Below are 1,789 nucleotides of genomic sequence, written 5' to 3'. Positions count from 1 at the left end.
CGAACAGCGCGGCGTCGGCGAACCGGACGAGGTCGGCGGTGGCGGGGTGGTCCGGGGCGTCGACGGGGGCCGTGGCGAGGACCTGCTCGATGGGGTCGCCGGCGAGGTCGATGTCCGGCTCGCCGGCGGCCGGCGGGAGGCCGAGGGTCGCGCCGACCGCGGCGCCGATGGTCGCCGAGACCCGCACCAGCTGGCCGTGCACCGGGACCGCGGTCCGCAGGATGCGGGCGACGGTGGCCGTGAGCTCGTCCAGCCCGCCGTGCACGTCGACGTCGGCGCAGACCACGACGAACTCGTCGGCCGAGTGCCGGGTGGCGCTGCAGCCGGGGGGCAGGCCCTCGCGCAGCTTCTCGGCCAGGACGACCAGCAGCTCGTCGCCGGCGTCGTGGCCCAGGGAGTCGTTGACCCGCTTGAAGTTGTCGAGGTCGCAGAACAGCACCGCCGTGCGGCGGGCACTCGGCCCTGCGAGCAGGTGCGACACCGCGCGGGAGAGCGCACGACGGTTCGGCAGCCCGGTGAGCTCGTCGTGCATCGCCTGGTGGCGCAGCGACGCCTCGACGCGGCGGCTCTCGGTCACGTCGGTGAACACGACGAGGTGCGTGGCCCGTCCGAGGTCGTCGACGGAGACCGACACGTGCAGCTCGCACCACACCGGCTCGGTCGCGGTGCCGAGCGCTCCCCGCTCCCGGCGGCCCAGGGCCCGCGGGGGGCACGACCACGAGATCGAGCCGGCGGAGCCCGCGGGCCGGGCGAGCAGCGGCGTCGCGCCGGTCGGGGTGGCGCCGGGGGCGAGCGCCGCGCGTTCGGCGGCGAGGTCGAGCAGTTCGTCGGCCCGGCGCCCCCGCAGCGTCTCCTGTCCCTCGCCGAGCAGCCGGCACAACGACTGGTTGGCCTGGACGAGCCGCTCGTGGTCGTCGAAGAGGGCCACGCCGACGGGGGCGACGGCCAACAGGTCGGTGAAGCGCTGCGTGGAGGACCGCATCCGGGTCTCCATGGCGCGCCGCTCGGTGACGTCCTCGACGGCGCCGGCGACGACGACGCGGTCCCCGACCGTCGTGCGCGCGGCCCGGACGTGCAGCATGCGGGTCGGGTCGTGGGCGGGGCGCACCTCGAGGTCGAGCGGGGTGCCGTCCTCGAGCATCGCATGCCAGCGCGCCCCCACCTGGGGCCGGTCGACGGGGTGGACGCACTCCCCGACGGCGTCCCGGGTGACCCCGCCGAACGCCGGCAGCCCCAACAGGGTGCGTGCGACGGAGTTGACCACCCAGGTCCCCCGGGTGCGGTCGTTCTCGAACGAGCCGATGCCGGCCAGGCGGCTGAGCTCCTCGAGCCGGCGGCGCTCCTCGGCCACACCGTCGTCGGTGCGGGCGCCGGCGTCGGCGGACTCAGTCAGGTCGCTGACGTCGACCACGAGCAGCGCCTGGTGCGGCGTCCCGGGGACCTGGCGCCAGCGCACGAGGCGGACCGGGAGCGGCGCCCGCCCGGGCCGCGGGACCTCGCCCTGCTCCGTCGACGCCGGACCGGCCGGGTGGACGACCACGACGGCGTCGACCGGGCGACCCACGAGGGCCTCGACGGGCACCCCGGCCAGCCGCGCGAACTCGGGCGAGACCGCGACGACGCGACCGCGGTCGTCGTGGAGCACCACGGGCCCGTCGGGCATCGGGCCGGGGTTCGCGACGACGTCGGGCGGGACGACGACGGTGGGGGCCGCGAGGGGCACGGAGGCGTCGGCGGCGGCGTCGGCGCGGACGTCCCGGCGCCGCCGGACCGTCGGCGAGGGGCGCTC

Annotated in this window: 1 protein-coding gene; it reads right to left on the bottom strand. The window is 77.2% G+C overall.

Annotated elements, in window-relative coordinates; translation table 11 throughout:
• Positions 1 to 1,789: diguanylate cyclase domain-containing protein (locus AC0CYZ_RS19960; protein ID WP_472218484.1), on the bottom strand; the 1,789-nt coding region annotated here is incomplete at both ends.

The sequence above is a fragment of the Actinomycetospora sp. genome (assembly GCF_055612215.1).
Note: the sequence above shows the minus strand (reverse complement) of the source record. Positions and strands in the feature narration are given on the sequence as shown.